This window comes from Roseinatronobacter monicus, from assembly GCF_006716865.1.
In the GTDB taxonomy this organism is placed as follows: domain Bacteria; phylum Pseudomonadota; class Alphaproteobacteria; order Rhodobacterales; family Rhodobacteraceae; genus Roseinatronobacter; species Roseinatronobacter monicus.
The window spans coordinates 71,395-95,493 of sequence record NZ_VFPT01000005.1 but is presented as its reverse complement, the minus strand read 5'-3'; the positions used below and the strand labels follow the sequence as shown (position 1 = coordinate 95,493).

Annotated in this window: 22 protein-coding genes and 6 pseudogenes; 15 read left to right on the top strand and 13 right to left on the bottom strand. The window is 55.4% G+C overall.

The features are described 5' to 3' along the window. Positions 1-100: 100 nt before the first annotated feature. A complete protein-coding gene (locus tag BD293_RS21370) occupies positions 101-472 on the bottom strand; it encodes a DUF3768 domain-containing protein (RefSeq protein ID WP_142085776.1) in 372 nt (123 codons plus the stop codon). Positions 473-1,054: 582 nt separating this feature from the next. Here BD293_RS21370 and BD293_RS21365 point away from each other — a divergent pair. The 7 genes and pseudogenes from BD293_RS21365 (at position 1,055) to BD293_RS21335 (ending at position 6,631) form a co-directional block, all read left to right on the top strand. Beyond that, positions 1,055-1,567 carry a thermonuclease family protein gene (locus BD293_RS21365; RefSeq protein WP_142085774.1) on the top strand — a complete coding sequence of 171 codons (513 nt, stop codon included), beginning with the start codon at positions 1,055-1,057 and terminating at the stop codon, positions 1,565-1,567. Positions 1,568-1,599: 32 nt separating this feature from the next. Beyond that, entirely contained in the window at positions 1,600-1,908 is a 309-nt protein-coding gene (locus BD293_RS23660; RefSeq protein ID WP_142085772.1) for a transposase, read from the top strand. Beyond that, positions 1,902-2,384 (top strand): IS3 family transposase, encoded by a 483-nt coding sequence (locus tag BD293_RS23655; protein WP_142085769.1) that lies wholly within the window; start codon positions 1,902-1,904, stop codon positions 2,382-2,384. The genes BD293_RS23660 and BD293_RS23655 overlap by 7 nt, the downstream gene beginning before the upstream one ends. Before the next feature lie 39 nt (positions 2,385-2,423). Beyond that, positions 2,424-3,953 carry an IS21 family transposase gene (gene istA / locus BD293_RS21350; RefSeq protein ID WP_142085766.1) on the top strand — a complete coding sequence of 510 codons (1,530 nt, stop codon included), beginning with the start codon at positions 2,424-2,426 and terminating at the stop codon, positions 3,951-3,953. A gap of 10 nt (positions 3,954-3,963) precedes the next feature. Then, positions 3,964-4,722 (top strand): IS21-like element helper ATPase IstB, encoded by a 759-nt coding sequence (gene istB, locus BD293_RS21345; RefSeq protein ID WP_142079313.1) that lies wholly within the window; start codon positions 3,964-3,966, stop codon positions 4,720-4,722. A gap of 97 nt (positions 4,723-4,819) precedes the next feature. Beyond that, positions 4,820-5,176 (top strand): annotated as a pseudogene (locus BD293_RS21340) (transposase); the annotation flags it as partial. Between the two features lie 198 nt (positions 5,177-5,374). After that, positions 5,375-6,631 carry an ISL3 family transposase gene (locus BD293_RS21335; protein ID WP_142079999.1) on the top strand — a complete coding sequence of 419 codons (1,257 nt, stop codon included), beginning with the start codon at positions 5,375-5,377 and terminating at the stop codon, positions 6,629-6,631. Between the two features lie 366 nt (positions 6,632-6,997). Here the strand turns inward: BD293_RS21335 and BD293_RS21330 are convergent, their stop codons facing one another. From BD293_RS21330 to BD293_RS21310, 5 genes and pseudogenes are all read right to left on the bottom strand, one after another. Further along, positions 6,998-8,269, bottom strand: a complete 1,272-nt coding sequence (locus BD293_RS21330) for an IS256 family transposase (RefSeq protein ID WP_170207122.1) — start codon at positions 8,267-8,269, stop codon at positions 6,998-7,000. Positions 8,270-8,467: 198 nt separating this feature from the next. Further along, the gene (locus BD293_RS21325; protein WP_142085764.1) at positions 8,468-9,436 is read right to left on the bottom strand and encodes an FRG domain-containing protein; all 969 of its coding nucleotides are present in this window, start codon (positions 9,434-9,436) and stop codon (positions 8,468-8,470) included. 71 nt (positions 9,437-9,507) lie between these two features. Continuing rightward, on the bottom strand, positions 9,508-10,290 hold the full coding sequence (gene istB, locus BD293_RS21320) for an IS21-like element helper ATPase IstB (RefSeq protein ID WP_246086441.1): 783 nt from the start codon (positions 10,288-10,290) through the stop codon (positions 9,508-9,510). Positions 10,291-10,325: 35 nt separating this feature from the next. Continuing rightward, positions 10,326-11,156, bottom strand: a complete 831-nt coding sequence (locus BD293_RS21315) for a Mu transposase domain-containing protein (RefSeq protein WP_142085761.1) — start codon at positions 11,154-11,156, stop codon at positions 10,326-10,328. After that, positions 11,146-11,454: pseudogene (locus BD293_RS21310) on the bottom strand (IS1595 family transposase); the annotation flags it as partial. The gene BD293_RS21315 and the pseudogene BD293_RS21310, both read right to left, overlap by 11 nt. A gap of 65 nt (positions 11,455-11,519) precedes the next feature. On the opposite strand from BD293_RS21310, the gene BD293_RS21305 reads away from it, so the two are divergent. Then, a protein-coding gene (locus BD293_RS21305) for an IS3 family transposase (protein WP_246086208.1) occupies positions 11,520-12,655 on the top strand; the annotation gives its coding sequence in 2 pieces (ribosomal slippage) (positions 11,520-11,787 and positions 11,787-12,655; 1,137 coding nt in all). Between the two features lie 16 nt (positions 12,656-12,671). Here the strand turns inward: BD293_RS21305 and BD293_RS23265 are convergent. The 3 genes and pseudogenes from BD293_RS23265 to BD293_RS21290 form a co-directional block, all read right to left on the bottom strand. Continuing rightward, positions 12,672-13,388 (bottom strand): annotated as a pseudogene (locus BD293_RS23265) (IS1595 family transposase); the annotation flags it as partial. A 66-nt stretch (positions 13,389-13,454) separates the two neighbouring features. Further along, positions 13,455-14,171, bottom strand: coding sequence for a hypothetical protein (locus BD293_RS21295; protein ID WP_211841110.1), 717 nt, complete (start codon positions 14,169-14,171; stop codon positions 13,455-13,457). Between the two features lie 650 nt (positions 14,172-14,821). Then, a complete protein-coding gene (locus BD293_RS21290) occupies positions 14,822-15,916 on the bottom strand; it encodes a DUF2806 domain-containing protein (RefSeq protein ID WP_246086440.1) in 1,095 nt (364 codons plus the stop codon). Positions 15,917-16,348: 432 nt separating this feature from the next. On the opposite strand from BD293_RS21290, the gene BD293_RS21285 reads away from it, so the two are divergent. The 5 genes and pseudogenes from BD293_RS21285 to BD293_RS23650 form a co-directional block, all read left to right on the top strand. Further along, positions 16,349-16,750, top strand: a complete 402-nt coding sequence (locus BD293_RS21285) for an MbcA/ParS/Xre antitoxin family protein (RefSeq protein WP_246086437.1) — start codon at positions 16,349-16,351, stop codon at positions 16,748-16,750. Beyond that, positions 16,740-17,453 carry an RES family NAD+ phosphorylase gene (locus BD293_RS21280; protein WP_246086436.1) on the top strand — a complete coding sequence of 238 codons (714 nt, stop codon included), beginning with the start codon at positions 16,740-16,742 and terminating at the stop codon, positions 17,451-17,453. Before BD293_RS21285 ends, BD293_RS21280 begins: the two co-directional genes overlap by 11 nt. Positions 17,454-18,320: 867 nt before the next feature. Next, positions 18,321-18,608, top strand: coding sequence for an HU family DNA-binding protein (locus tag BD293_RS21275; protein WP_142085754.1), 288 nt, complete (start codon positions 18,321-18,323; stop codon positions 18,606-18,608). Between the two features lie 98 nt (positions 18,609-18,706). Then, positions 18,707-18,997 (top strand): HU family DNA-binding protein, encoded by a 291-nt coding sequence (locus BD293_RS21270; protein ID WP_142085752.1) that lies wholly within the window; start codon positions 18,707-18,709, stop codon positions 18,995-18,997. A gap of 275 nt (positions 18,998-19,272) precedes the next feature. Next, positions 19,273-19,424, top strand: a pseudogene (locus BD293_RS23650) (IS256 family transposase); the annotation flags it as partial. 19 nt (positions 19,425-19,443) lie between these two features. Here the strand turns inward: BD293_RS23650 and BD293_RS23645 are convergent. Continuing rightward, a pseudogene (locus BD293_RS23645) lies at positions 19,444-19,557 on the bottom strand (IS5/IS1182 family transposase); the annotation flags it as partial. Between the two features lie 92 nt (positions 19,558-19,649). Next, positions 19,650-20,198 carry a LabA-like NYN domain-containing protein gene (locus BD293_RS21260; RefSeq protein ID WP_142085750.1) on the bottom strand — a complete coding sequence of 183 codons (549 nt, stop codon included), beginning with the start codon at positions 20,196-20,198 and terminating at the stop codon, positions 19,650-19,652. A gap of 572 nt (positions 20,199-20,770) precedes the next feature. On the opposite strand from BD293_RS21260, the gene BD293_RS21255 reads away from it, so the two are divergent. Continuing rightward, entirely contained in the window at positions 20,771-21,154 is a 384-nt protein-coding gene (locus BD293_RS21255; RefSeq protein WP_142085748.1) for a helix-turn-helix domain-containing protein, read from the top strand. 3 nt (positions 21,155-21,157) lie between these two features. Here the strand turns inward: BD293_RS21255 and BD293_RS21250 are convergent. Continuing rightward, positions 21,158-21,409: pseudogene (locus BD293_RS21250) on the bottom strand (IS110 family transposase); the annotation flags it as partial. A gap of 352 nt (positions 21,410-21,761) precedes the next feature. Here BD293_RS21250 and BD293_RS21245 point away from each other — a divergent pair. Further along, entirely contained in the window at positions 21,762-22,382 is a 621-nt protein-coding gene (locus tag BD293_RS21245) for a plasmid pRiA4b ORF-3 family protein (protein ID WP_142085746.1), read from the top strand. Positions 22,383-22,878: 496 nt separating this feature from the next. Here BD293_RS21245 and BD293_RS21240 read toward each other — a convergent pair whose 3' ends face one another. Continuing rightward, positions 22,879-24,099 carry an NADH:flavin oxidoreductase/NADH oxidase family protein gene (locus tag BD293_RS21240; protein WP_142085744.1) on the bottom strand — a complete coding sequence of 407 codons (1,221 nt, stop codon included), beginning with the start codon at positions 24,097-24,099 and terminating at the stop codon, positions 22,879-22,881.

Genomic DNA, 24,099 nt, shown 5'->3' with positions numbered 1-24,099 from the left:
CGGCGCGATTGCAGAATTTGCTCACTCATGGATTCACCTCCTTTCTTGCGCAGGTTGTGCGAAGGTTGGGCGCGGCCTGATGGGGCCACGCCCGCCCTGTTCAGTAATCAGAGGGCAGCATGATGGTCAGAACGCGGCGAGTGCGCTCTGGGTTTTCTGGTTGGTCGGAGCCGTATTCAAAGTTCAGATCGTAAAGGTCGATCTTCCAGAACAAGCGTTCCCCGCTCACTGTGACCACGCCAAAGGTATGATCGCCGTAGGGGTCGTTTTCTTCATTGAAGTCGTTGAAGGCCGCGACAGCGATTTGAGCGTTCAACAGGAAGTCAAAGCCCTTGGCTGCGACTGCGCGGGTTGTGACGGTCTGGCCCAGATAGGTCTTGTGACCGCCAAGGGGCATCATGGCGCGAAAGGCATCATTCTGCTTTGCGATGATCGCGGCGCGCGGGTTGATTAAGGTTTGGGCGTTGTCCATAGTCTTTCGTCCTCTTCAAGCGATGTGGGCGGCTGGGGTTGGTCCCTATTCCCGCCAATGGGCTGCGCCTCGGCCACTCTGTTTGCCGGATACGCATGTATTCGGCGGAACAGAGTGGGAGAGGGCGAAGCCCGACCCACGGGCCTGAGCGAGACTGTCACGGGGTCAGATCGCCCACTGGCGCGGCCCGCAGCGAAGCGAGGACACGGGTGGGTGATCTGACGACGCGCCTCGCGCGGCGCTTGCCCCTTGACCGGCTCGATCAGGTCTGTTGGGCGGACAAGAAAAAGGAAGAGTGTCAGCGCGGGCGGTGAGCGGGCCATAGGCCCGTCGATCCCCCGCGCTGTCCTTGGAATAGTCTCAACCCGCGCCCATGCGCGCGGGTTTCCCCTGATCTATTGCGATAGCGGTCGTGACCCGTGAGGGCCGAGACGGGCGGGGCAGGGGTGGCAGGACCGGTTGGGCAGATGGCTGGCTCGCAGAGACGGTCAGCGCCCATCCGCAGCCGCCACCATCGCCCTGTTGTGGCCGGAATCATGATGATGCTATTGGCCTGCCTGAAAAGCTTGAAAAGGTATTTGGATGTTTCGATTTCTGCGCCGTATTCGTCGTTTGGCGCTTCTGGCTTTGGTTCTGATTGTAGCCCTAAAGTTTGTGCCGGCGTTTCTTGAGCATCGGGAACGCCGAGTATTCGAGGGTGTCCCTAGAGTACTCGATGGTGACACGCTTCATGTTGATGGTCAGCGGATAAGGTTGCATGGGATTGACGCACCGGAAGAGGATCAGCTTTGCACGCAGCCTTCTGGCGCGACATGGCCATGCGGTGTTGAAGCGACACATGCGCTTGCGCGCCGCATCAACGGCAGCTCGATCCGGTGTCGTCAGTTTGATACCGACAGATGGGATCGCGCGATATCCGTTTGCTACCTCGGGCGCGACGATCTGAATGCTTGGATGGTAAGCGAGGGTTGGGCGGTGGCGTATCGGCAGTATTCGGATGACTATCTGCGAGAAGAGCAAGAAGCGAATGCAGCGGGTCGCGGTATCTGGTCAGGGACGTTAGAGGTGGTCGCGGAATTTCGGACCAGTTGTTAAGGTGGATCGCATGATGAGAGAAGTGATCCAGAATGAAGAAACGAAAGAACCATTCGCCAGAGTTCAAAGCCAAGGTTGCGCTTGAAGCGATCCGCGAGGAGCTGACGCTGGCGGAGCTGTCGAAGAAGTACGATGTTCATCCGACACAAATCGGCACTTGGAAGCGCGCGGCTATAGAGAACATGGCGGCAACTTTTGCGCGGCGAGGTGCAGCCCCAGAGCAGGTAAGTGCGGCTGAAGTCGACAAGCTGCATTCCAAGATTGGCCAGCTTGTGGTGGAACGGGATTTTTTGGCCGATGCCTCGCACCAGTTGCTCGGGACGCGAGGCAAAAAATGGTGAGCAAGGATCACAAGTTGAGCGTCCGTCGCCAGTGTGCGCTGCTGACCCTGGTGCGGTCGAATTTGTACTATGAGCCAAAGGGCGAGAGCGCCGAGAACCTGCGGTTTATGGCGATCATCGACAAGCAGTTCTTGGAGACGCCGTGGTACGGATCGCGCCAAATGGCGCGTCATATGAAGCGCAACAACCACGCATGCGGGCGGCATCGTGTCCGCCGCTTGATGCGCCTCATGCGTTTGGTGCCGATCTACCAAGAGCCGAATACCAGCAAGAAACACCCGCAGCATAAAATCTGGCCATACTTGCTACGGAACGTCGTGATTGACCGTCCAAACCAGGTCTGGTGTGCAGATATCACCTATATTCCGATGCAGCGCGGTTTCCTGTATCTCGTGTGCGTATTCCGGGGTCATCCGGCCAGTGATTCCGAAAGTATCCGGCCACCCTGTGATGTGATGCTGCGAGGCAATCTGTAACTGGCTACCGTCTGGCTTTTTAGTCTGGAAGGAAGCCCGATGAAGAGATTGCCAATGCGGAAGATACGAGATGTTTTGCGGCTATCAGCCGAGGGTCTTTCGACCCGTAAAATTGGTGTCAGCCTGACGATTGGGCGGACAACGGTTAAGGCCTATCTGGATCGCGCTGCCGAGGTTGATCTGAGCTGGCCGCTACCACCAGAGATGTCTGACACCGACCTTGAGCGCCTGATTTACCCACGCACGGCGCGTGATATTGCGAACCGCGCGACCGAGCCTAACTGGCCCTGCATTCACCGCGAGTTGCGCCGCAAGGGCGTGACGTTGATGCTGTTGTGGGAAGAATATCGCGCTGATCATCCTGATGGGTATGGATACTCCCGGTTTTGCGAACTTTACACACGCTGGGAAGGCAAGCTGTCGCCGGTGATGCGACAGCGCCATCCTGCAGGTGAGCGCCTGTTCGTCGATTATGCCGGCCATACGATCGATGTGATTGACCCTGAGACCGGGGAGGTGCGCACGGCACAGGTGTTTGTCGCTGTTCTGGGGGCATCGAACTATACATTTGTCGAGGCGACCTGGACGCAATCCCTACCGGATTGGATCGCAAGCCATGTCCGCGCTTTGGATTTCTTCGGTGGTGTGACCGCCCAGATCGTCTCGGACAATTTGAAGGCAGGGGTCACCAAGGCGTGCTTTTACGACCCCGCGATCAACCGGACCTATGCAGATATGGCCGCGCATTACGACACGGCCGTTGTCCCGGCGAGGCCATATAAGCCCAAAGATAAGGCGAAGGCAGAGGGTGGGGTATTGCTGGCTGAGCGCTGGATACTGGCACGGCTGCGCAACCGCCAGTTCTTCAGCCTTGCTGAGTTGAACGCGGCCATCAAGCCGTTGCTTGACAGGCTCAACGACAAGGTCTCGCGTCACCTCGGGGCCAGCCGCAGACAGCTTTTTGAACAGCTGGACAAACCCGCCCTGAAGTCGCTGCCGGTAGCATCGTATGTTTATGCTGAATGGAAGAAGTGCCGCGCCGGGTTCGATTACCACGTCGCGATCGACAAGCATTATTACTCCGTGCCCTATCAGCTGCTGAAGAAAGAGCTGTGGGCGCGGATCACAGGCCGCACCATCGAAGTCTTCCATCTCGGGCAGCGTGTCGCCTCTCATGTCAGGACGTCCAGCAACGGGAAGCACTCTACGCTGCGCGATCACATGCCAGCGCACCACCAATTCCGCGATGACTGGACGCCAGAGCGTATCAAAGCACGTGCGGCTCGCGTTGGGCCAAACGTGGCCATCTTCGTTGAGGTCGTGATGCGCGAGCGCAAGCACCCGGAACAGGGCTATCGCACCTGCCTTGGGGTGATCCGGCTGGCCGACAAGTTTGGCCGCGACCGACTTGATGCGGCCTGTCGCCGTGCGCTCGAAATCAACGCCAGATCCTATTCGTCACTCCTGTCCATTCTCAAGAATGGGCTTGAGAGCAGGCCCCGCACCCGCGCCACGGACGAGCCTGCCATCACCCACCCCAATATCCGTGGCGCCGATTACTTCCATTGAAAGGAACACAATGCTCGACCATCCAACCCTTCATCACCTTAAAGCCCTCAGGCTGGACGGCATGGCCGAAGCCTTTGCCGAACTGCAGATGCAAGATGCAACTGCCGATCTCGGCCATGCTGAATGGCTTGGCTTGCTCGTTGACCGTGAGGTCGCAAGCCGAGAAACAAAGAGGTTTGAGGCTCGCATGCGGACTGCCAGGCTGCGCCATGTTGGCGCCAGCCCGGAAGATGTTGATTACCGCGCACGCCGTGGCCTCGACAAAGCGCTGTTCCAAAGCCTGCTCACAGGCAGATGGATCACCGACAAGCGTAATCTGATCATCACGGGCCCCTGTGGCGTCGGCAAGACCTGGCTTGGCTGCGCACTGGCCCAGGCAGCCTGTCGTGACGGCGTGACTGTGGTCTACAAACGGATGCCGCGCCTCTTCGAGGAATTGGAGCTGTCCCATGGTGACGGACGCTTCCCCCGCTTGTTCCGCAGCATCACGAAGGCGCAATTGCTGATCTTGGACGACTGGGGACCGGACAGGCTGACATCACCGCAACGCCGCGATCTCATGGAGATCGTCGAAGAGCGTTACGGGCGCGGCTCAACGATGATCACAAGCCAATTACCCATCAAAGCCTGGCATGACGTCATCGGCGAACCCACATTCGCCGATGCCATCCTCGATCGCATCGTTCACAACGCCTACCGTCTCGAACTCGAGGGCCAATCCATGCGCAAGACCATCACCAAAATGGGTGACGAAACCCCTCAGGACTGATAACCAAAACACGCTGCCTCACGGCAACGCGTCACAGGTGGCCGGATACCCCGGAACAGGTGGCCGGATGTTGTCGGAATGGGTGGCCGGATCCGCCGGAATACGCAATCTCGTGGCGATCATGGACTGGTTTAGCCGCAAGGTTTTAGCTTGGCGGCTCTCCAACAGCATGGACACCGCGTTCTGCATCGAGGCACTGAAAGAGGCATTGGCAAAACATGGCACGCCGGAGATATTCAACACCGATCAGGGATCACAGTTTACCAGCGGCGATTGGATCGACGTGCTAAGCGATGCGAAGATCAAGATCAGCATGGATGGCAAAGGGCGGTGGATTGATAACCGAATGATCGAACGGCTGTGGAGATCCCTCAAGTACGAATGTGTCTATTTGCACGGGTTTGAGACCGGGTCACAGGCACGCAGCGGCATCGGAAAATGGCTAGCCTATTACAAGGTCCCTTCGCGATTTGTGTGGGTTGCTGGTGGGCGGCGGATTGAATCTTCTACCAGATATTGTGGTCACAACATAAGGCGCGTCTGTCGCGGAGACCTCAAATATCGCAGCGTCAGACGCGCCGAGCCTGTTGAGCTGCGGCAGTTTTTTTGGATAGGGTGAAGCTTCCTGAAACCAGCGGATGAGGAGGTATTCATGGGTCCCGAGACAAGTTTGTTCACGACAGCTCTTGGCCTGCAGGCTCCGTGGAGTGTCACGGACGTACGTTTTGACGCCAAACTCAAAGAGATCCACTTTGACGTCCGCTTCAAGGCGGGAAGTCGATTTGCTTGTCCCTCCTGTGGCGCGCCCGATCAGCCCGTCCATGACACGCGATCCAGGATCTGGGAACACCTGCGTTTTTTCGAGCACAAGGCTTTCATCCATGCCGATGTGCCACGTGTTGCTTGCAGCCAATGTAGCAAGACCGGACAGGTTCCGGTCCCCTGGGCGCGCAGTGGCAGCGGTTTCAGTCAGTTGTTTGAAGCCTTTGTGATTGCGCTGGTGCGACAGATGCCGGTGAAGGCTGTTGCTGATATGCTTGATGTTGGTGACGATCGCCTCTGGCGGGTTCTTGACCATTACGTGTCGTCAGCGCGAGATCGCGAAGACTTCAGCGCCGTGACCGCCCTTGGGATTGACGAGACAGCTGCGCGCCGCGGGCATAATTACATCACCCTATTTCACGACCTTCTGGCCGGCAGGCTTCTCTTTGCCTGTGAAGGACGTGATGCAAAGACTGTGGCGGCTTTCGGTGAAGATCTGCGCGCCCATGGCGGTGATCCCGATGCCATCTCCGCTGCCTGTATCGATATGAGTAGGGCCTACATTTCTGGCGTCGCAAAGCATCTGCCGAACGCGGATGTTACCTTCGACCCATTCCATGTCATCCAACTGGCCAATGTGGCGCTTGAAGAGGTTCGCCGCGCCGAAGTACGCAGCAGACCTGAGTTGAAACACAGCCGCTGGATGTGGCTCAAGGACAAGAAGAGATGGACGAAGCGGCAGATCACACAGCATCATGATCTATCTCGGATGCACCTGAAAACAGGACGCGCGTTTCGCTTGAAAGAGGCTTTGCGCGACATCTTTGCTGAAGCCGAGTCCAAGGCAGAGGCCGAAGAACGGCTTACCGCCTGGTTTCAATGGGCGCGCCGCAGCAGGCTGCCAGCATTCAAGAAACTCGCTCTGACACTCAAGGCGCACTGGGATGGTATACTTAACGGTTTTGACAGCGATCTGAGCAACGGCGCTGTCGAAGCCATCAACGGCCTCATTCAGGCCGCAAAGGCTCGGGCGCGCGGGTATCGCAAAACCCGCAACCTCATCAACATGTCATACCTCATCGCAGGCAATCTCACCCACTTACCAGCGTCACCCTACCGCACAACATCTTGTGCCACAGGCAAATGAACGGAAACCAAGCCACCCACACAAACCGCGAAATAGCCTATTACAATGCCGAACGACCGCACTCGACCCATGGCATCTTGACCCCCGACGAGGCCTATGCGAGCAAAACAGAACCTATGAGAATGGCAGCCTGAAATGAAACCCTGATCCACCTTAACTGGGCTGCAAAGTGGTCGAAGAACTAGGACCATCTCTGTTCGAGATGCCTTGGGATCATCGACGCGCGCAGGGTGAGTAAGCGCACCACACAGACCTACAGAGGAATCGACCGGCAGTTATGCGGACCTTTCTGCCGTGCGCTGCAGGCGCAAGGGAGGCTATCGCGGCGACTTCGGAGCTATGCTTGAATTTGGGTGACGCGCATTTTCAGGCGGCGCGGCTTGGTGCGTCAAAAATCACTTCGACGCCGTCGTTGAATGTGATTCCTTCGATGACTTTTGGCAACTGATTTCTGCCATTGAGGCGCAACCATTTCTTGGACGCGGCCTGAATGAGGGTAAAGACCATCAGTTTCGCGGTCTTTTGCGAGAGCGCACCCTTTGTGCGAACCGTTCTGTGCCGAACCGTGGCGAAGACGCTCTCAATGGGGTTCGTCGTGCGCAGATGGCCCCAGTGATCAGCCGGGAAGTCGAAGAAAGCCAGCAAGGCGTCACTGTCCTTGGTCAGGCAATTCACGCCTTTTTCGTATTTCTGCTTATATTTCTCACTGAACAGATCCATTGCGGCCTTCGCTTCCGCTTTCGTAGCGGCATGCTGGATATCATCGAGATCAGATTTCACGGCTGCGGCCATCTGCTTGGGAAAACAGTTCAGCACATTCTTCACCTTATGAACCCAGCAGCGCTGGTGCTTCGTGCTGCCAAATGCCTTGTCCAATGCATTCCAGAACCCCAAGGCGCCATCGCCCACCGCGATCTTGGGGGCGACAGACAGGCCCCGAGCCTTGAGATCGCTCAGCAATTCATGCCAGCTCTGCGAGCTTTCCCGAAGCCCAACCTGAAAGCCGATCAGTTCCTTCTTGCCCTCCGGTGTGGCTCCGATGATCACCAGCATGCATTCGGCATTTTCTTCCATGCGCGCCTGCAGATAGACGCCATCTGCCCATATGTAGACGTAATTGCGCGCAGACAAATCACGCCGCGCCCAGGCATCATATTCTGCCTGCCAACCTGCGGTCAGGCGGGATATGACACTCGGAGACAGGTTGGGTGCATCGGGGCCCATAATGGCTGACAGCGCTTCCTGGAAATCGCCCGTGGAAATGCCCTTCAGGTAGAGAACGGGCAACAGCGCGTCCAAGCTGACCGAGCGGCGCGCCCATTTCGGCAGTATATTCGAGGTGAAGCGGATCTTTTGCGCAGGATCGAGTGCCGCCATCCGGTCACGCACTTTGGGGCGCTGCACATTCAGAGCGCCAATGCCCGTCTGGATCTGACGTTCAGGGCCAAGTCCATGGCGGACGATCCGCTGGCGGCCATCGTCCAGCTTCTCGTCCGCAAAGCTGGCCACAAATGCATCAGCTTCGGCTTTCAGCGCTTCCGCCAGCATCCGGCGTGCGCCTTCCCGTGCCAGTTCTGTCAGCGGGTCGACGATAGTTTCTGATTGGCGAAACGGTAGAATGGTTGTATCGTTCTTCATAGGCGTATTGCTCCTCGTGAGGTTCTGGCTGGCTTTGACACCCGCCACAATACGCCGCCTTTCAATTCATGCCATCACCCAAATTCCCGCATAGCTCGCGACTTCGCGATCTGATCCGCCTAGTTTCCGCAGCCTGCGCGGTTGCAGAGGCCACTCGGGGTAAAAAACACTTACCCGGCGAGCAAAAACTGTCGATAATTATACCATACCGCACTGCACTAGAATATGTATTAAGGCATCATTCAGGCGCTTTTCGGCATCCGCTTTGATTGTATCTTCTGTGTTCAACCAAAGGGTTTTGCAGTTGACGCCGAGAAGCGAAACTTCCCTCCGCAATTCAGGCTTAACTGTCTTGGGGATTTTGTAACGAGTAACGTGATGCCTAAGAACGCGTGGCGATTGGGCTGTTGCGTTAATGCAACGTGCGCCTGTTGATGTCGTTGATATGACAGTTTTAAAATCGTGATCGGCACGAAGCCACGGCGCTCTGTGGACTGTAAAGCATCCAAGCTGGCGGCTGATCCGTTGACCTATTCTGACCGGAAACATGATTTCAATGTTCCAGTCTATGGTACTATTTCCGGGTATTCCCCCCGTCGAGTTGAGGAGATCATTTCCTGTCCAAATGGCGATTCTGTCTACCCTCAGTGAAAACAGAAAGCCGTCCTCGTCAGGGTTTTTTGTCGCGAAGAAGAGTGCAACAAGCGGGTTTTCAGACCAATCAAGCAACCGTGTTGGTAGACCCCTATGCTGGGCATCTAGCAGATCTAGTGCCAATCGCTCTTGTAGATGCTCGCTGAGCTTAGAGTAGAACTGGGTCAGGTAGTTGCTTTCAGCTTTGATCGCAGAGATGACTTTGGGTGGTGGTGGATTCTGAAAAAAATGGTTTCCACTTATTTTTTTCAATTCATCCGGGACTAGATGGCGTATCATACGCCCGTATGAAGGGATGAGGGAAGTCTCTCCAAAGTCAGCGTGTTCACCACGAAAAATGTGCTGATCTCGATTGTTGCTCCGTAGAGCTTTCAGAAGACCAGAAACCGAGGTAATCTCGATAACGTCACCCCCTTCTTTTTCCATGGCCAACGCTCCCGGGGCTAGCTCAACATCATCCATATTCGAAAACACCACTTCCGCGAAATCAGGATAGATGTTGTAGCGCGTCAACCACCTTGTCCGGTGCCGACAACCACCTTGGCCGGTTATAGCGGCCGCCGGGGTTGTGTTTTTTACTGTCTTTAGGTCAGGTTTTTTCCTTCTTCTTGGTTGTCGTTTTTGGTTGTCGCTGAGGCTTCGTTTTGCATTTTCATGTTGGCCGCAGCGCTTCTTTGGCGAAAGCTTTGCGCATTCATCTCAAGAATGCTGGCATGGTGGACAAGTCGGTCGATGGCCGCGACGGTCATGGCTTTGTCGGGAAAGATTTGATCCCATCCACTGAACGGCTGATTGGCCGCGATGGCGATGCTGCGATATTCGTATCGCCGGGCAATCAGTTCGAAGAGCACCCCGGTTTCGGCCTGATCCTTGTGGGCATAGGTAATGTCATCAAGGATGATCAGGTCAAATTTGTCGAGCTTGGCCAAAGCTGCTTCGAGCACCAGATCCCGACGTGCGGCTTGCAGTCTTTGGACAAGATCGCTGGTCCGGGTATAGAAGACCCTATGGCCTGCTTCGATCAGGGCATGGCCAATGGCACAGAGAATGTGGGTCTTGCCCGTGCCGGAGTTGCCAATGGCGATCAGGTTTGCGCCGCCGTCCAACCAATCTCCCGCAGCCAGAGCTTCGACCCGGGCGCGTGGTAAGGTAAGCAGAGCTTTGAAATCGAAGGTTGCCAAAGTCTTTCCAGCTGGGAGCTGGGATTCATTCAGATGACGGCGCATGCGGCGCATGTCCCGCTCGGCGAGTTCGTATTCGGCCAGCACGGCCAGGAAGCGCGCAGCCGGCCAGCCTTCGGTATCGGCTCGTGTGGCGATTTCCTGCCATAGCTTGTGGAAGCTGGGTAAGCGCAGGGCGCTCAGCATGCTGGGCAGCGTGTGGATGTCGATCTCCCGGGAGGTCATGCGCGTACCTCCAGCAGCGCATCGAAGCTGTCCAGCGACGGATGAGAAACCACAACATCCTTTGGCAGCACCGCGTGTTTAGGGGTGAGCTGTGTCGCGAGCGTCTTTGGGTCCGGTATCAAACCAGAGCCGAGATCGTCAGCAAGAAGACGTGCCAATTCCGCTTCGCAGGCTTGATCGTGGGCAATAAAGAGCAGAGCGACCATGCGGCGGCAGGCGTCGCGTCGCGGCAGGCTGTGCTGTAGCACTTCCCAGGCCTGCGCGTATTCGGTGCGGGGGAAGAGGCTATCGCGGTAGATCGAGCTCCAAAGAGCCTGTGGTTTGCGCTTCAAGGCATGGATAACGTGGTGGTAATTGATGACATGGACACGATGGCCATCGTTACGGCCTCGGCCACGGGGATGCGTTGCGACAAGGGTGCTGCCCAAGAATGCGTCGAGGCGGTCATCATATAGATGGATGCGCAAACGCTGCCCGATGAGCTGTGACGGCGCGCTGTAAAAGATGCTTTTGACCCTGAAGCCGCCCATTCTTGTGACCGGCACGATAACTTCCGTATAGTCTGTGGTGCGCCGCGGCGGCAAAGGTTTAAGATGCAGCTGTTCTACCTCAACCGCTTCCATACGCTGTCGATTGCGCCGCGCCACCAGCATATCAATGAAACGACGATACTCGGCCACAGATGCAAAATCACGGCTGCCGCGCAGGATCAGTGCCTGTGCGATGGCCTTCTTCAAGTGACGGTTCTGCGATTCCACGGCGCCATTCTCATGGGCTTCACCACGGTTGTTGCGACTGGCATCCATACCATAAGGCTCATTTCGCATTAGCTATGCGTAAAGGTTGAGAGACGGGGATAAGTCCCAATGCAGTTGCCAAGACGGACCTTGCGGATGGGGTTTTCGGCAAGATGGTGAGTTTGTACCATCGCAGATAGCTGTCGAGATAGCGCGTTGCGACGCCACGATGATTTCTCAAGAAACCTTTCAGGCGTTCATGCCGACTGTTAACCGTCTGAATATGGATTTCCCCGCGAACGCGTTCGCCGGCGCTCAGGTTGATCGCTTCATGAGTGATGCCCAGAGCTGCCGCGCACGGCGGATAGCTTGTGCAGCTATCGGTAAGAGGTGGTCGCGGAAATTCGGACCAGTTGCTAAGCTCTGGCAACTGAAGAAGGACGAACAATCGATATGGCGAAACAGAAGCGTTACACGGCAGAATTCAAGGCGAAGGTTGCCTTGGAAGCGATCCGTGAAGAGTTGACGACGGCAGAGCTGTCGAAGAAATATGAAGTACATCCGACGATGATCAACGGCTGGAAACGCACGGCAATTGCCAAGATGGCGCAGTCGTTTGACGCCAAGCCGGTTGGTGAACCAGTGATTTCCGGCAAGGATGTAGAGAAGCTGCACGCCAAGATTGGCCAATTGGTAGTGGAACGGGATTTTTTGGCGGATGCCTCCAGGCTCATTCTCGGGACTGGAGGCAAAAAGCCGTGAAGAAAGATCATCCCAAACTGAGTGTCCGGCGGCAATGCACACTGCTGTCGCTCGCCCGATCGACGCTGTACTATCAGCCCTGCGGTGAAAGCGCGGAAAACCTGAAATTCATGAAGATCATCGACGAGCAATTCCTGAAAACGCCATGGTACGGCTCGCGGCAGATGGCGCGTCATATGCAAAGAGAGGGTCACAAATGCGGCCGCCATCGCGCAAGACGGCTGATGCGGCTCATGCGTTTGGTGCCGATCTATCAGGAACCCAAGACCAGTAAGAAAAACCCCGAACACAAGGTTTATCCATATCTTCTAAAAGATCTGCCCATCACGCGTCCCAACCAGGTGTGGTGTACGGACATTACCTATATCCGCATGCAGCGCGGGTTTTTGTATCTGGTCGCCATCATGGACTGGCACAGCCGCAAGGTGCTGAGCTGGCGGCTGTCCAATACTATGGATGCCGGGTTCTGCGTCGAGGCCTTGAAGGAGGCACTGGCCACCTATGGCCCGCCCGAAATTTTCAATTCGGACCAGGGCAGCCAGTTCACCAGCACCGATTTCACCGACGTTTTGAAAGACGCAAAGGTGAAGATTTCGATGGATGGGCGCGGCCGCTGGATCGACAACCGCATGATCGAACGACTGTGGCGGTCCTTGAAATACGAATGCGTCTTCTTGAACACCTTCGAAACTGGCCGGGAGGCGCGCCAGGGGATCGGCACCTGGATCGCTTATTACAATGAAGAACGCCCGCATTCATCCCACGGCCTGATGACCCCGGACGAAGTTTATGATAATCGCAAACCAAACATGAAACTTGCCGCGTGATAGGAAACCCATGCCAGAGCGCTGCGCGGCATAAAACTGGTCGAAAAACCAGGACCACCTCTGTAACCAAGAGGGTGTCGCTGTTGAGGAGAGGGCGCAGAGCGTTTTCAAGAGCTGCTGCACTTAGCTTTTGCAGAATTGCACATTCGGTTGCCCCTGATCTATCCACTGCCACCAGCACAGGGACTTGTTCAGACGATAGGCCTCGCTTTTTGGCAGATCCGCCGCGCTTGCGTGGTTTACGATCAAGGGTGCGGGATCCTTTGTGACTTTCAAGAACGAAGGTTTCGTCAGCCTCCACAATGCCGCTCAACTTCACTTCGCTGGTTACGGCTTTCAAGAACCGATGACGCCATCGAAAGGCTGTGCTGTTTGCAACATTGCAGCGTTGCGCGGACTGGACGATTGTCTCATCCGCTGCCAATGACGCTCCAAATTCATGCCAGAGTGCTTTGTGGCGCAGGCGTGCCAGAGGTGTGCCCGTCAAGCAGTTGAACGTTTTCGTGCAGTTCCCACAGTGATAGCGCCGCAGACCATTCGAAAACCCCCTGCGAGTTGCCCCAGCCGAAGCGCAGTGTGGACATTGCCGATCCGAACCGATCCGGCTCTCAAGAACTTGTACAACTTCGTTCAGGGGCTGTTGGCGACCCAAAGCACGCTCGACTTCTGATCTTTGAACCTCCGAGAGGTATTCAATCGCTGAAAACCACTCAACAAAATAACCATGATCCATCGTGCGCCCCATTATATTTGAAGGTGAACATAACGGGAACATAGTAGAATCATCTCAGACGCATAGCTAATGCGAAATGAGCCTACCATAATGACCGACGAACGCTTCATAGCGCTTGGTAATATCCTCACACTCGTCACGCGTCAGATTTCGAAATGCGGCTGAAAGACTATCCGTACGATGGTTTTGTGGAACACCCCCCAAGGCCCACAACGCCTGCTGGAGGTTCTCGGCCAAGGCCGTAAAGCTCTCCCCGCCCAAGACAACACCAACATGTTCCCAGCGGCTATAGACCATTGCGAAATGATAAAGCAGGTGCGGGAATGGTGCGCCTGCAATGGTCACTTCCAGCTCGGCTGCATGGGTGAAGTCGGACTGTGCCATATAGCCTGGCTCTGGTGTCTGGCGAAAAATGATGTCGCGCTCCGGGCCTTTAAGCGCGCGCCACTGCCGGACCCTTCGCTCCAGGGTTCGGCGGATGCGATCATCTGGAAAAGCCAAAGGATGTAGACCCTGGAGGTGACGCAACAACGTCACGGCCTGCAGGGCATTGTCGTTCTCCAGAACAGGAAGGATGTCATTCTCCCAATACCCTTCAAGAGGATCGGATACTGTACGCCCGTGAACAATCTTGCGCTGTGAAGGGGGCGTTGGATCTGCATCAAATCGCCGAGCGGTTCTTTCGCTGAACACGGCACGGGCGGCTGATGTGCATTGGCTGTGATTTTTGAGGTCGGTCATGTATAATCTCAATTGCTGGTCGGTGATGGATTGATAGGCCAACCGGGGTCCTCCGTTGGAACGTAGAGGCTTCCGGCTTATCAACCCGCAGCGACCAGCACCTAACCCAAAATCATCTTGGCCGGTGGCGCTGACCTCCAGGCGGGCAAGCCCGCCCTCCGATCAGCGCCACCGGCCAAGATGGTTGTCGCTACCGGCCAAGGTGGTTGTCGCTCAACAAGATGTAGACCTCTTTCTCCGCTCTCGGATCTACTTTGTGCTGTTTCGACGCCTGAAACTTGTATTTTTAAATCGAAAGTAAGGCAGGTCCATAAATCTTAGATCCTTACGGAACGGTGTTCAATGGGCATACGTCGTCATCAGCCTGAACTATTTCACGGAGGGAGACGCTGAGAGCAACTGACCGTCCGCGTAGGGCTTTGCGACAGTTGCTCTGGACAAAACCCAAGCGTTTCTGTCCAGGGCGGAATCGACCGTTTGAGTCCGACACATTCTGACCACAGGTTTTTGTCCTGACTGACCGTCAGCAATGCGGACGAAACTGCCTTTTGCTAGTGTTTCCAACCTGACAGAAGGTTCCGCCATGAAGGGCGAGTGTCAGCTATGCGGGACTTAGGCGGACGTTTCTAGCTACACTGAAGAAGTGCAACGCAGAACCGCTTGGACAGAACAAATCTTCAAAATAAACGGCATCAGTTAGGTACAGGTTTCTTCGCAATAGTTCTAAGCGAATGAACTTGGGTACGGTCAGGAGAAAATGTACCAATTTGCACCTCCTCCACCTCTTGCGATATGCCTAGGTCACAAATCAACTTCAGGTATTCGGGATGTATTGGAAATGATGCCAACGTAAGAACTTCCCGACCAACACGGGTCAGCGTATAAACATTGAATTTTAGCTTGCTTTGACGTTCACCACCTTCACTGTGGAAGAAAACTAACGCATCGCGTCCGACGTCCAAGGTTGAGACACTTCGGCCATTTTCTTGTTCGATCTGACCCAGCGTCCATGTGATGCCCTCAATTGCATTAGTACCATTTATGAGACCAAGGTCATCTAGGTAAAGTAGATGGCTAAACGTAAGTCCCAAATTTTTGAAGTCTTTGTCTGTGACCTTGATAATACCAATTGACGTCACAAAAGGGGCTACGTGGGCGAGAGCGGCAGCATCCGCAGAAGACATGCGGGATAAGAATTCAATGGTATGCATTGAATATGATCCCGGTGTTGCGACTTCCCCTGCCAAGAGCTTGCCCCAGAGCCGTTGCATTTCATCTTTGGAAACTTCTTGAGCCCCAGTCCTCCACTTTGCAAACCAGTCCGCATCCAAGTCGGGCTGTCGGTTTGTACCTCCCGCTTCTAGACCTTCAAACTGTTGGTCAAGCTCCTCCGCTTCTTCTTCAGCATACAAAGCGATCTTCTTTAGGTTAACAGCTTGTTGCATCTCTTGAGCTTGCGCAGCTTCATGCGCAGCCTGTGCAAACTCAAGAGATTCCGCAGGCTTGTGCTCAATCCTTTTAACTTTGGCTGGCTTAGGCCCCTCAAGCAACATTGGAGACGAAACATCACAGGCAATTAGTTTTCCATTAACGTCCAATTTTTTCCGCCCGGCTTTCAGGTCTGCAATGTCTAATTCAACTTGCTCAAGTAGTAATCGCTCTTGCATGCGGACTTCGGCATTGGCTTTTCCAACCCTCCGTGTCTGCCAAGGCCGGAGAGCTCCACCAATACCCTTTTCTAAAGTATCAATAACGCGCACCAAAACCTTTTCACCCGGCCAGCCCATATCCACACCTGTATTATCTCTCGCGCAAACATGGGCTATACCAAGTAGCGGGTCAAGGAAGGGTTGACCGACCGTCCGCAATGGGCTCGAAGCCGCCCTGCGGCGGTGCAGCATGGCCCGCCGACTCTTCGAGGTCGACCATCGACACACCCGGCCCAAAGCCGCTGGTCGAGGCATTTCGCAAGGTTCACCAAAGCAGTCACTCCGGCGTGGCACTGAATACGTCGGCTGTCAGCCTGCATCGCAGCTGGCTTTGGCACCGTTTTGATGGAAACCCGGCAGGTGAAGGGTGCGCTGCCGGCGCACGAAAGCAGTTTTTCAACGGGTTTTCTTGGTTTTTGACCATTCCAACATGCGGTGATCATGGTGTCACGCGACAACACTTCTGGACATTTGTCTGCGATGTGCTATATATCGGACAGGAGGCAAGCCATGCTGACAGTCCTGCACACACCCAAGACCGCCGACAACGACCTTTTGGCCGAACAGGCCGCCATGCAGCGCGCCGCGCTGCGCCTGTTCGAGCACTGGAACATTACCGATGCCGAAGCGGCGATCCTGCTGGGTGGTATCTCGCCACGCAGCCTGCACCGCTGGCGCAAGGGCGAATACGGCCGCCACTCGCGCGATCTGTCAGATCGTCTTTCGCATATTCTGGGCATCCACAAAGGACTGCGGCTGGTCTTTGCCGACCCGCAGCGCGGTTATGCCTGGGTGAGAAAGCCCAATGCCGATCTTGGCGGCGCCTCGGCGCTGGATGTCATGCTGGCAGGCGGTATGGCCGACCTTCAGCGCATTCGCAGCTATCTGGACAGCATGCGCGGTGGATGGTGACCCGCCGCTTGCACGGGTAAACTGGGGGCGTACGCATCGCCTCACCCTGTCGCATTATCCCCCCATCGACCTGTACGACGATATCTCGGACCCGCATGACTGGGATCTGATCGCACGCGCCGTCCAGCGCACCAATCCGCGCCTTGCCGAAAGTTACGGCAAGCTTGATGATGTGCCGATAGACAAACGCCTTTCGGGCGATGGCGCATCATGGGTCATGGCAGCTTTCGTGCATTTCTCGCCTGACCGACCATCGCGCTTCACGGATGGCAGCTACGGGGTCTATTATGCGGGCGATACGTTGGAAACCGCCCTGCGCGAGCACACGTTCCACATGGCCCGCGCCTATGCCGCCACGGGTGAGGCACCCGGCTGGATCAGCGAAGTGCGTGAACTGGTGGGTCAGATTGACGCCGACCTGCATGACCTGCGTGTGGGTGGCTTTGAGGCATTTCTCGACCCGGACCCTACAGCCTACTCCGCGCCACAGGCATTTGCTGGTCGGTTGAGGGCGGACGGCTCGAACGGGATCGTCTATCCCAGCCTGCGCAATCCCGGCAGTGAATGTTTCGCTGCTTTCTGGCCGAACGTTGTGTCTGTCGCGCGCCAAGCTGATCATTATCGTTATCATTGGAACGGCGCGCGGATAGACTATGTGCATCGGATCACCGGCGCACGAGAAGTCTTCGATTTGACGCGGTGATTGGCGTCCGTTTCGCTGCCCGCATTCCCATCCCGCGTTACTTCCCGTGCTTCTCGAGTTCCGGCGCAGGGATTGTTGTATCTCGAGAAAATAATTTGAACACGCTCACAATAGGACTTCCGAGAAGCTCACCGCAGCGGAACTCGGAGCCCAACGGCTCAATCCGGGTCGGGCTCGTCCCGACGGGTAATCGCGCTTTCAAACTTTGCACTGCCCGTTTCCCGTGATCAACAGTCGGTCGAAGTCGACACGACGACTGGCTGCCTTAGCTAATTTCCGCAGTTGCGATGCCGCAGAGTCACAGTCGGCAGTCGGCCCTTATCTGACGGTCGGGATTACCACTGTACCGCAGCGCAGATTCCCCGAACCGGTCACTCAGGGTTGCCGCAGCATTTTTGGATATTGAGTGTCGGAGATGCGGACTCTTGCAGACGGTTATTTCTTGGAAATGAAGGTGGGGCTTTGTCCTTTATGCTTTTCATATACGCGGCTTTGGGCCCCTTGATCCTTTATGCAGCGATACTGTTCCGCTCAGCCCCAAGTCCTAGGCCCGTCGATCCCCCGTGCTGTCCTTCGGATCATCTCGACCCGCACGCATATGTGCGGGTTTCATAGCCCCAATCTTTCTGGTGTTGCATTGCAGCAACCCCAAATGCCACAATGCAGAAACACGCCTTGCCCAATGAGAGTGCTTAGGTAAAAATCATAGCGGCTTCCGACTGGCCTTTCTTTTCCCACTGGCCAGACGAACTCGGCGGTAGCGCACTCCTCCTCCCTGCGCCACCGCCGTCCTACTTCGAAAGACAAGCCCCTTGCCTTGCGCAATTGAAACTGCTTTTGATCTGGTTTCAAACATTGAGGTTGTGCATGGTCAGGTCGGAATTGCTAGCGAAGCTCGCAGATGAAAACCCGCATCTTACGCAGCGCGAAATCGTTGCGGTGGTAGATGCGGTATTCAATGAGATCACAGATACGCTGGGGCGTGGTGATCGGGTAGAGTTTCGCGGCTTTGGTGCGTTCAGCGCGAAGCTGCGAAGAGCGCGTCTTGGACGCAATCCGCGCACGGGTGCGGCGGTGGCAGTGGAGCCAAAACAGGTTGTGGCATTTCGGGCGTCGAGCTTGCTGCTCAAACGGCTGAACGAAGAGAAGTCGTGAGCCCCGTAGCGGCCCTGCGCAGGTATACCGGCAGGATTTGGCAAGCCGCGGCAGTGAAAAAACAAAATCAATATGCTAAAATATAGAGGAGTAAGCATATGAACAAACCGATCTCCAAGTCCGATCTTGTGGCCGCAATCGCTACCGCGCTCGGGTCTGATAAGAAATCAGCTGCAGCTGCTCTCGATGCCGTCTGCGATGTAGTGAGCAAAACTGTCGCCTCAGGTGATGCTGTCACGCTGCCCAATATTGGCAAGCTCTCGGTGCGTGATCGTGCTGCGCGCCAAGTGCGCAGCCCGGCAACTGGCGCAGTCATCGACAAGCCCGCCGATAAAGCCGTCAAATTCACTATTGCGAAGCACCTCAAAGATAGAGTCAACGCCGCTTGATGCGGTGACCGCGCGGCACTGCAGTGGGCCGGCCTTCCGCAAGGGGCAGAGCACTATGCTTCACCTGCCAAGGTCTTCCATGCTGCGGCCTTCTTGAATGTCGCTGATGGGCTCACGTAGAACTGCGGCGGTACAGCGACCTTACGACGCTCATGGATCGTGCCAGCGTCGTGCTCGGTGCTCATTACAGCCATTCAGGTCACCTGCGATGCTGGGACGCAGCTTCCTTGGTCCGGTCACTCGCGTGTGGCGTAGCGAAACAGACAGTTTGTCAGGTCAACCGCAAAACCGCCCTCGCCATGGTCTACCGGCTGATGATGTCAGCCAAGAAAAATGGCGGAAGGTCTCTGGGCCAAACCGTCTTCCCGAAGTCATTCAGGGGGTTGAATTCAAACACGGCATCAAGCAACTTCAAATCGCCGCCTGATGACGACCGTCACTAGCTTTTTGGCATATCTCTCTTTCAGGGGCTTGCGCCATACCTTCTTCAATAAAGGCCGGAAGTCGTCCCAAGGCACTATCCTATCGATCTCCAGAAGGGGGTCTTTCTTCGCGTCCAAGCTGGCATATCGGTCGGAAAGATCAAAGAAATGATCTGAAAATACGCCCGGGAAGCCCCGTCGTTCAGGTCGGGGATGATGACAGCGGCAGTTTAGCTATCTTCCTGAGTTCCGCGTACAGGCCGACTGATTACGCCGCGCAGCTCATCAAGCTCGATGAAATTGTCGGCTTGGCGGCGCAGCTCGTCACTAGCTATCGGCTGCTGGCTTCTGATCGTGGAGACAATGGAAACACGAACGCCCTGACGTTGCAGGCTTTCAACCAAAGGACAGAAATCACCATCTCCTGAAAACAGAACCACGTGGTCGAGGCGTGGAGCAAGTTCCATGGCATTGATCGCCAGCTCGATATGCATGTTGCCTTTGATCTTCCGACGTCCGTCACTATCAACGTATTCTTTGGCAGGCTTGGTGACCATATGGTAACCATTGTAAGTGAGCCAATCGAACAAGGGGCGTATTGGAGAATACTCTTCATTGTCAAAGAGAACAGCATAGTAACATGCTCGGATCAACTTGCCCCGGCGCATGAATTCTTGCCGCAACAGCTTGTAGTCAATGTCAAACCCGAGTGCTCTGCCCGCGGAGTAGATGTTTGCACCATCTATAAACAACGCCAGATTATCGTCTTTATAAAACACTCAAAATCCCCTTTGCTGCAGTGCAAACCGGCCCGGCATTGCCAGTGCTGCTATCAATTTCGGATGGGTACACTGCAAAATCCTTTGAAGGCAACTAATATTTTTCAAACACCGAAGTTGAGCGTTCAGGGGGGGGGGGAGGCGGTTTGAGCCCGGTGACATTCAAGGTCATGTCGCAATCGCCCTGCACTGGACTGGGGCACGAATGGTTCGCAATCCGGCAACCGGCCCCCGGTTTTGCTGGGTAATGCCTGTAAATTTTCTCTTGCGAAAGCAACTTGGATCGTTATGGTACATTACGAACACTGAAACTGAACTTGAGGGCTTCGCTTTTGCGTAGCCCTTTTTTCTTGTTTCGTCTCGCCTGGAATCTGCACGGTGCAGAGCACTGAAAAACGCGGGCGGTACGATCAGACCACGGTCCCTTATTTCATGTCAAACGCTACACTTGAAGTTGGACGCTAAGTAGTTTGAATTTTTGCAAAAATGCAGCATGTTGCGCGCTGTATTCTCATTGACGAGTAAGGGTTATGTGCAATTGACATTACAGTTACATATTTGGGGACTATCACATGAAGACGCCAGCGATCATGAGTGTAATTCAGCAAGGGGCGACTGAGGACCGATCTGAAATTTTTCGGACGAACCTTTTGCGTCTCTTGAAGGAACGAAAGATATCAGCGGCAGCTCTTTCTCGCAAGGCGGGGCTCAACATGAGGGCTGTAAAGGACATAGAAGAACGTCGCGCAAACAGCCCGCGCATTGTGACAGTATTCAAGCTTGCAGAGGCGCTTGATGTAGGGCCTGAGGTCCTGCTGGGACTGAAGACGTGTCATTGTGCTCATGATGATTATCTGAGTGCCGCCGAGCGTTTTTTTTCATCACTTTCCGGGGATCAACGGGAGCTTGTGGCTGCTGCACTTGTTCAGAAAGTTGACCCCATGTATCGTGAATGATCAGATGAATGGCTTCACGTAAATTGGCGGGATCAGCCGCAAGTCATGGCCATATTTTTCAAGCTCACGAGCCCAGAAATGAGCCGTTGCGCAGACCTCCATAGCGATCAGTGCGGGCGGATGATCGGCGCAAAACCTGGCGAATTGTGCGCGTGACAGCTTTTTTCGAAACTCAACCTGCCTATCACGGCGCGCGCCGTGCAGTTGGAACACGTTCTTTGCCAAGTCGACGCCAATGATGATACCTTCGTTCATGGATGCTCCCTTTCTCTTTGGTGGTGGCTGAATAACCACCATGGCACATTGCGATGCCGTTCGAGGAGGGGGCATCCACCGCATCAATTCCGGTACGGGGCAGGATGACACCCTAAGGCTCTCGCCCCCATCTTTCGTGCCTCATGGCCGCCTTCGTGGTGGCAAAGACGCTGGTAAGCCTGTTTGCTGGCTGTGAAGGTGGCAAGCAATAGGGATGATTACTTAACAATCTTGCTCCGGCTTCCCGAGCCAACCGAGCAAGAGCTTAAGAAGTTTGAGAAAGATTGACGTTTGCGGTTCAGCGCAAACTGGTCCAAGAATTTTACAGAACGCGCACACATGGTGAGGCCACATGCTTCATGAGATAAATGCCGCAAAACTTCGTGTTGAGCTTGACGGAATCACGCCGCTGATCTGGCGCGAGCTGACTGTGCCGACCGACTGGTCGCTCGACAAGCTGCATCTGGTCTTGCAGGCGGCGTTCAGCTGGACAGAAAGCCATCTCCATGAGTTTCTGATCGGCGGCCTGCGCTTTGGTGATCCGGAGTTGCTGTACCATGATTTCGATGACCAAAAGGTTTTCGACTCAAGCGAAGTCCGGTTGTCAGATTTCGTCAAGCAAGATTGTGGCTTCGTCTATATCTATGACTTTGGAGACCACTGGCAGCACAAGATCACGGTTGTGGACTGGTTGGCTCTGGATCCTGTTCCCAAACATGCCCAATGTGTCGCCGGCGCGCGCGCCACACCGCCTGAGGACGTTGGTGGCACTTTCGGGTATGAGATGTTTCTGGAAGCGATTTCGGACCCTGATCACGATGAGAACGCCGATCAACTGTATTGGGCTGGTGGGTATTTCGATCCGGACTGGTTCGATCTCGATCTGATCAACAAGGATCTGCGCAACACCTTCCGTGCAAATGTACGCCGCAGATTGCATCAGCCCAAACCGAAAAAGACAGGGAAACAATGATGGATGTGCGGAGCAGTTATGACCAGTGGCCCGGATACGATCCCCAGATCTCGACCAGCCGCGCGCGGAACAGATCGTCTTGCTCTGGACCCTTCGGTTTTGCCTTCATCGCCCACCCCGAAATTGCAAGGTTTCGGCCCAGATTATACGAAACCTTGCAATAAAAGGCGATAAGAAACGTTCATTTCGCAAGCATAATCAGGATGTTGAGGGTTGTTCAGGGCGAACTCCTTAAGATGGTGCATATGCAATGCTGCAAGTTCACAGGCTGCTGTCCGGCCGTTGGGCCGGTAGACCGTGCGGCGGCGCACCCGGCCCTTTGCGGTCAGTCAGCGTCGGCGGCACGCTGCAGTGCGGCATTCACCAAACCGGCCAATCGTGCATCGCGCAGCATTTTTTGCTATTGAACGTCGCTGATCGGGACGAACCTGCCTTCCATCGAACCTGAATCAATGACCGCTATGAGTAGCTTTCGAAGCCTTCTTTTAGACCGAAATCAATCGCGTCTTGCTTCGAGCAGCCGCTCGGTGGCCAGTTTGATTTGGTTCAAGTAGCTCTTATGCCCATCCACCAGAGAAATTGTGAGGTCCGGTGCCCCTGTCTTCCCTGCAAGTGCGATCTGTGTGCAGAACCAGTTGAGGACCGCCCCGCGCGGCAAGGTGTCGGCAGGCGGGAAATTCTGTTCAACGAAGGGTGCTTTGGTGATCTCGCCACTCAGCAATCTGGCGGCGAACCCTAGATCGGCGATAAAGGGGCGTCCCATCCCGATCAGGTCGGTTTTGCCGCTGGAAATGGCGTCATTCATGACGTTCGCGGATCGAAAGCCTCCGGTGACCATCAGGGGAATGGCCAGGGCAGATTTGATTGCGGCAGCATAGTCGAGGAAATAGGCTTCCCGTATCTGCGTCGATCCGCTTTTCGACGCGTGCTGATATGCCGTCGGCTCTTCGAAATTGCCGCCGGAGATTTCGATGAAATCCACGCCTTCCGCTTCCAGCATGACAGCCACCTGAACAGCCTCGGCATGGTCGAAGCCACCTTTCTGGAAATCGGATGAGTTCAGTTTGACGGCAACGATAAAGCGCGGATCGACAGCGTGGCGGACCGCTTTGACCACCTCGAGCGCCAGCCGTGCCCGGTTTTCCAGTGCGCCGCCCCAACGGTCGGTGCGGGTATTGATCCGGGGCGACAGGGCCGAACTCAGCAGGTAGCCATGTGCGGCATGAATCTCGACGCCATCAAACCCCGCGTCTTCTGCAATCTTTGCAGACCGGACAAATTTCGCGATGATCTCTTTGAACTCGGCCTCGCTTGCCGGGGTCGGTTTGCCGTAGCCGGGCAAATCCAGTTGGACGTCTGAAACAGATGTGGGGCGTGCATTGATCGCCTCGGGGGTTTGTCTGCCGGCATGGGCAAGTTGCACGAGGATTTTTGCGCCACCGCTTTTGCCTGATGCGGCCAGTGCCGAGACGCGCTCGATATCTGAATCGGGGTCCAGAACGAAGTTGCCCGCATGTTCGAGATGCACTCGGTCCACAGGTGTGTTTCCGGTGATCAGCAATGCCGCGCCCCCTGCGCTCCACTGCGCAAAAAGATCGATATGGGCCTGGGTCGGATTGTTGTATTCATCGGCAAGCGCCTCTGACATCGCGGATTTCACGATGCGGTTTTTCAGTGTGGCGCCGTTTGGCAGAATGAGGGGGTCACTGATGGTCAT